Origin of the sequence: Acinetobacter sp. YH12151, from assembly GCF_013418355.1 — a bacterium.
Classification (GTDB): Bacteria; Pseudomonadota; Gammaproteobacteria; order Pseudomonadales; family Moraxellaceae; genus Acinetobacter; species Acinetobacter pseudolwoffii.
On sequence record NZ_VPCG01000080.1, the window covers coordinates 1 to 6198 of the forward strand.

At 42.5% G+C, this 6198-nt stretch carries 8 protein-coding genes and 1 pseudogene; 4 read left to right on the plus strand and 5 right to left on the minus strand.

The genetic code is table 11. The features are described 5' to 3' along the window. Positions 1–97 (plus strand): annotated as a pseudogene (locus tag FTU82_RS15325) (IS1 family transposase); the annotation flags it as partial. Positions 98–164: 67 nt separating this feature from the next. Here FTU82_RS15325 and FTU82_RS15330 read toward each other — a convergent pair. The 5 genes from FTU82_RS15330 to rplM all read right to left on the minus strand — a co-directional run bounded on the left by FTU82_RS15330 (position 165) and on the right by rplM (position 3089). Beyond that, complete coding sequence (locus FTU82_RS15330; protein WP_180101592.1) at positions 165–812, minus strand: hypothetical protein; 648 nt, start codon at positions 810–812, stop codon at positions 165–167. A 19-nt stretch (positions 813–831) separates the two neighbouring features. Beyond that, a complete protein-coding gene (locus tag FTU82_RS15335; protein ID WP_180101594.1) occupies positions 832–1260 on the minus strand; it encodes a ClpXP protease specificity-enhancing factor in 429 nt (142 codons plus the stop codon). Between the two features lie 9 nt (positions 1261–1269). After that, positions 1270–1923: a glutathione S-transferase N-terminal domain-containing protein gene (locus tag FTU82_RS15340; RefSeq protein ID WP_180101596.1), complete on the minus strand. Its 654-nt coding sequence runs from the start codon at positions 1921–1923 to the stop codon at positions 1270–1272. 337 nt (positions 1924–2260) lie between these two features. After that, the gene (rpsI, locus tag FTU82_RS15345; protein ID WP_005007735.1) at positions 2261–2647 is read right to left on the minus strand and encodes a 30S ribosomal protein S9; all 387 of its coding nucleotides are present in this window, start codon (positions 2645–2647) and stop codon (positions 2261–2263) included. Positions 2648–2660: 13 nt separating this feature from the next. Beyond that, positions 2661–3089 (minus strand): 50S ribosomal protein L13, encoded by a 429-nt coding sequence (gene rplM / locus FTU82_RS15350; RefSeq protein ID WP_004281682.1) that lies wholly within the window; start codon positions 3087–3089, stop codon positions 2661–2663. A 306-nt stretch (positions 3090–3395) separates the two neighbouring features. Between rplM and pdxA the strand changes: the two genes are divergently transcribed. Genes pdxA through FTU82_RS15365 form a run of 3 tightly spaced genes read left to right on the plus strand, consistent with a single transcriptional unit; the run spans position 3396 to position 6062 of the window. Continuing rightward, complete coding sequence (gene pdxA / locus FTU82_RS15355; protein WP_074383506.1) at positions 3396–4364, plus strand: 4-hydroxythreonine-4-phosphate dehydrogenase PdxA; 969 nt, start codon at positions 3396–3398, stop codon at positions 4362–4364. 33 nt (positions 4365–4397) lie between these two features. Next, entirely contained in the window at positions 4398–5210 is an 813-nt protein-coding gene (rsmA, locus tag FTU82_RS15360) for a 16S rRNA (adenine(1518)-N(6)/adenine(1519)-N(6))-dimethyltransferase RsmA (RefSeq protein WP_005169455.1), read from the plus strand. Between the two features lie 6 nt (positions 5211–5216). Further along, entirely contained in the window at positions 5217–6062 is an 846-nt protein-coding gene (locus FTU82_RS15365; RefSeq protein ID WP_005169457.1) for a symmetrical bis(5'-nucleosyl)-tetraphosphatase, read from the plus strand. Positions 6063–6198: the final 136 nt, after the last annotated feature.

The window sequence follows — 6198 nt, forward strand, 5'->3', positions numbered from 1 at the left end:
CGGTTTTAGAAGGAGTTGTAATTTTTCAAAAAAGATTGAAAACCATTTTAAAGCTTTCGACTTAACCTTTTTTTACATCAATAATGGCTTCATTTAATGTCAGCATACTTTTTGAAACACCACCAAAAAACCAGCAAAATGCTGGTTTTTGATTGCAGTTCATTTTAACCAAATACGCGCATTACGGCTGCGATTAATACCCAAAGAATTGCAATGGCGATGATGGGTTCAACAATCTTTGCCCATGTTGGGGTTTCTACAAGAACGACGTCTTCAACATCTTGATGCTGATGATTCTGGCTTACCATTTGATTAAACTCCTTCATTGATGCCTCCAATGATAGCTCTTCTTGTACAATTGGTTTAGAGCCTTTGAGTTCTGTTAGGTTGTTTGTTGTCCAAACCCAATCATTTGCTTGACCGGATAAATGTTCAATCTGGCCGGTGAGCAGTTCTTGAATACTGTTAAGATTATGATTGCCGGTGTCATGTAGCTGTTTTAATTCAGTGAGCTGTAAATGGAAGATTTCCGAGGTGCTTTGTTCTAGTTGGTTTCGATCCAGAGTGGACTGGTTTTCCGAATGGGTGGCCAGGTGGCGCACGACTTCCAGTATATATAATTCATCAGGATGATTAATTTCGTTATAAATTTTTTGTGGATTGTTGCGCCACTCGGTAATCAGTTTGCCTAAAGTTAAGGCATTAATTTCAGTTATATATTTTCGTCTTTCTTCTTTCGTATGGTCTTTTAGAAGCTCAGGCTTTTGAGTTTCTATCTGTTCAACAAAATATTGTACTAAATCAAAAGCCATTCACTTGCTCCATTATTTTTTAATCTAATAACCTTAAAGTTGGTTTTTTCTTTGGCTGTTCAGGTTTTTCTTCAGTGCTTGATTTTAAAGCATCTTCATCGGTTTGTGTATGTTCATATTCACTTGGATCAAAGAATAAACCTTGGCCGTTTTCACGTGCGTAAATACCGAGTACGGCTGCTATAGGGACATAGATATCACGAGAGACACCACCAAAGCGAGCAGAGAAGCTAATTGCATCATTGCTCATATGTAGCGCATGTACCGCATGAGGCACAATATTCAGCACAATCTGCCCATCTTTAATAAACTGCTCAGGAACCATGGTATTTGGACGTGTCGCATCGACCAGCAAGTAGGGCGTCATATTGTTATCGCAAACCCACTCATAGATTGCGCGTGCCATATAGGGACGAGTAGGGCTAAGGTTGAATTCTTGTTCGGACATGATGTTTCTCTACAGGTTCTTGATTTGTGCTGAATAACGGTTTTTTTCCTGCAATGTCATAGATTTTGCAAAGGCAGGACGACTGAAAATTCGCTGGCAATATAAATAAAATGGACGGCATTGCTGCTGCGGTAATTCTATGCCCATCTGTTTCAGGCGGATAAAAATTGGCGCCAACATGCAATCCAGAATACTGAATTGTTCAGACATAAAATAGGGAAAATGCTGGAATAGTGGCATCAATGAGGTCAGGATATCTTGTAACTGCTTCTGTGCCTGGTTTTTGGCTTTTTTATCTAGGGTGTCTGGATGACGTAACATGATATCGGCCAGTTGTAGCCAGTCATTTTCAAAGCGCCAGATGTATTGACGTTGCTCCGCACGCGGCATCGGCGCATCGGCATACAGTTTATTCTGACGATAGCGATCATCTACATATTCAGAAATAATTGAAGTATTGAATAATTTGAGTTCATTTTCGATTAGCATCGGCAACTGATTATAAGGATTGAGACTGGCCAGATCCTCGTCATCTGTATCTATCAGAATCAGGTTGTATTTAATTTGCTTCTCGGCAAGCACATAGCGAATCCAATGGGAACGGAAGTCATCGGCATGACTATATAAGGTAATTCCTTGAAGAGGCGCGCTTTCGACTGACATAAATCCTGATGAAGTTCTAATGAATAGACTAGGATACTAAAATTCAACCTAAAAAGCACCAAGCATCAAAGATCAATCGGCTTGAGCCAAGGTAGATTATAAGAAAAATATCTGGAGAAAAACAGCATGCTTATTAAACTGCTCATCATCCTGCTATTTATTGTTATTGGCGTAGCAAATTATTATCTGAGTAAATCATTTTGGTGCCATGACGGAGTCTGGGGTAAAGATATACATGAACAATAACCGCAGAAATATCCTTCAATATTGAAAATGAATACTTATAAAAAAAGCCTTGGAATAATCCAAGGCTTTTTTGTCCGGTTCGGTAAACGAATTAACGTTTAGAGAACTGAGGACGTTTACGAGCTTTACGTAAACCAAGTTTCTTACGTTCAACTTCACGAGCATCACGAGTAACGAAACCAGCTTGACGAAGAGCAGGTTTTAAAGTCTCGTCAGAAGCGATCAATGCACGAGTAATACCGTGACGGATTGCGCCTGCTTGACCACCGATACCACCACCAGCAACAGTGATGTAAAGGTCATATTTCTCAGTTGCTTCAAGCAGCTCAAGAGGTTGGTTAACCACCATACGAGCAGTTTCACGACCGAAATACTGTTCAAGAGTACGGTTGTTAATTACGAGTTTACCAGTACCAGCTGATAGGAAAACACGTGCAGTTGCGGTCTTACGGCGACCTGTACCATAATTAGTAGCCATGTGCTGTTATCCCTTAGATGTCCAAAACTTGTGGCTGTTGAGCAGCGTGTGGATGCTCAGTACCTGCATACACTTTCATTTTCTTGATCATTGCATAACCAAGAGGACCTTTAGGTAACATACCTTTAACAGCTTTTTCTAGAACTGCTTCTGGTTTGTGAGCGATTAACTTTTCAAAGTTAGTCTCACGGATACCACCAGGGAAACCAGTGTGGCGATAGTATTTCTTATCTTGTGACTTTTTACCAGTCACAGTGATTTCTTCAGCATTGATTACAACGATATAATCGCCAGTGTCAACGTGAGGAGTATAAGAAGTCTTGTGCTTACCGCGTAAACGACGAGCGATTTCAGTCGCAAGGCGACCTAAAGTTTTGCCAGAAGCATCAACAACGTACCAGTCGTGTTGAACCTCAGCTGGCTTAGCGCTGAGAGTTTTCATTAAACCACTACCTATTATAGTTGGTTTGGACTATGGAATCTGTCCAAACTAAAGGAGACGCGATTCTAAACGAATACGTGAAGAATCACAAATGAAAATTGAAATTTCAAGCGCTATATTTTATCTAATCTCCTGAAATAAGGAAAGGCATAAACCTGAATATCTCGCAAAAACGAGGACTATATTTGTAACCATCCTTTCAATTCGTATCAAAATATTGATTTATAAGGACGCTTTGCAATGATCGCTGCAGCCTGGATATGATCGGGTTATAATATTTCTCAGCTTTGCCAAATTGAGAAGATGATGCTGCCTTTATATGTCACCAGCGGAGAACCTGCCGGAATTGGTCCTGATATTTGCCTGAGTCTGGCAGAACGTGTGGATGAACGTCCGATTATAGTATTGGCCGATCTGAATATGCTGAAAGCCCGTGCAGATCAATTGAAATTGTCTGTGGCGTTGATTGAATATACCGGACAGGACGCATCTTCAAAAAAAGGTCAGCTGTATGTTGAACATGTGCCACTCAATCGGCCTGTGGTATTAGGTGAATTGAACCCGAACAATGCCGCTTATGTATTAGAACAACTGCGACGATCTGCGGACTATGCCATGTCAGCTAAAAGTGTCGGCGTGGCAACTGCACCGGTGCAAAAGTCTGTGATGAATGAAGCTGGCATCCATTTCAGCGGTCATACCGAATATTATCAAGAATTTGCAGGCGTTGAGCGGGTGGTGATGATGCTGGCGACCAAGACTTTACGTGTGGCTTTGGCAACGACGCATCTTCCTTTACGTGCCGTTGCCGATGCGATTAGCAAAGAGCGTTTGCATCAAGTCATCGATATTCTGATTCACGATCTGAAATCCAAATTTAAGATTGAACATCCACATATTTTGGTCTGCGGTCTCAATCCGCATGCAGGCGAGGGTGGCTATTTGGGTATGGAAGAAATTGAAGTGATTAATCCGGTACTTGAAAGCTACCGTGCTCAAGGCATCAATATGAGTTTAAGCTTGCCCGCAGATACTTTATTTACCCCGGAAAACTTAAAAGATGCCGATGCGGTTCTGGCGATGTATCACGATCAGGGCTTACCTGTGTTAAAATCACAGGGCTTTGGTGAAGCCATTAATATTACCCTCGGCTTACCCTTTATTCGTACATCTGTAGATCATGGCACAGCACTCTCCCTTGCGGGTACGGGACTTGCGAAAAGTTCCAGCCTGCACGTTGCTGTCGATTTAGCCCTCGATCTGGCGCGCCACTGATTATTGTTCATCACTCACGTTGGAAATGTTTTTATGTATCAAATTAATGCCTTAAACCCAAAAGAAGAAGGGCATCAGGCTCGAAAACGATTTGGTCAAAACTTCTTACATGACCAACGTGTCATTGCCAAAATTGTACGCTCAGTCAATCCACGTCCAGGTCAGAACATTCTGGAAATTGGGCCGGGTCTGGCTGCATTGACCTCACCTTTGATTGGTGAATGTGATGCATTGACTGTGGTCGAACTTGACCGTGATTTGGCTGCGGGCCTGCCGGGTCGTGTACCACATCCAGAACGTTTAACCATTATTGAAGCCGATGCACTGCGCTTTGATTATTCAACATTATTTGAAGAAGGCCGTCCGCTGCGCGTGGTTGGTAACTTGCCCTATAATATTTCTACTCCCCTGCTTTTTCATCTTTTGGAATTTGGTGGCAAAGTGCAGGACATGCACTTCATGCTGCAAAAAGAAGTGGTTGATCGGATTACCGCATTACCAAATACTAAGGAATATGGCCGTTTGTCAGTCATGATCCAGTATTTCTGCAAACCGACTTTCCTGTTTGAAGTACCACCGGGATCTTTCAATCCGCCACCAAAAGTAACCTCGGCGGTATTTCGTTTAGAGCCTTATGCAGACAAGCCGATTGTGGCCAAAAATGAAAAAGCGCTGGCACGTCTGGTATCTCATGTCTTTACCCAGCGTCGTAAAACCTTGCGCAATAGCTTAAAAGGCATGCTGGTTGAAGATGGTTTTGAAAAAGCGGGTGTTGACCCGATGGCACGTCCAGAAACTCTGACCCTTGAACAGTTTGTTGCACTTTCAGATCAAATGGTGGCTTAAATAACGATGAACCGCACTGTTCGATATAATTATGTAATTGGCGATGTGCAAGGCTGTTTTGAGGCCTTGAAAGCTCTGCTCAAAGAAATCCGCTTCGATGCAGATCAGGACTTTATCTGGTTTGCTGGAGACTTGGTGGCACGAGGTGAAAACTCAATTGCTGCACTGCGGTTTATCAAGAAGCTGGCCGAACAGGGATCGGCTGCAACAGTCTTGGGTAATCATGATTTGACTTTATTGGCCTATGCCCGCGGCATCAAGCCGATTAAAGAAAAAGACAATGTTCGTGATGTGATTGATGCCATCGACAGCGATGACCTGATTGACTGGCTGCGTAAACAGCCGCTGTGTCTATTTCCAAATGAGCAGACTATTCTGACCCATGCAGGGATTCCGAATATCTGGAATGCAGAAAAAACTGCTCAATTGGCACAAGAAGTTGAAGCCATCATTTCTAATGATGACTTCGATGTGCTGGATGATTTTTTGAAAGAGATGTTTGGGAAAGAACCCGCACTGTGGTCAGACCAGCTAAAGGGCCATGAGCGTATTCGCTGTATCGTGAATTATTTGACCCGGATGCGTCTCACTGATGCAGAGGGGCGTCTGGAATACAGCTTTAAAGATGCGCTAGATGATCCAATGCCGGAAGGCTTTAAACCCTGGTTTGAATTTGAGTCATTAGCAGCGCAAAGCCATCAGATTCTGTTTGGTCACTGGGCTGCCTTAAATGGTAAAACTATTTCGGACCGAATTCAAAATGTCGATGGTGGCTGTGTCTGGGGCAATCAACTCATGGCATTCCGTCTGGAAGATCAGCAGATGTTCGCGGTTGATAATCCGGTGATCTAAGTAAATCCAATAGGACTTACGCATTGACGGATTCAAAAAAGTATTAAAATACTTTATAAAGTATCTGTGATCAGACGAATTAAACATGCTTCTACAGCAACTTGTACATTACCCATTTATATGGGCTTTCTCATGA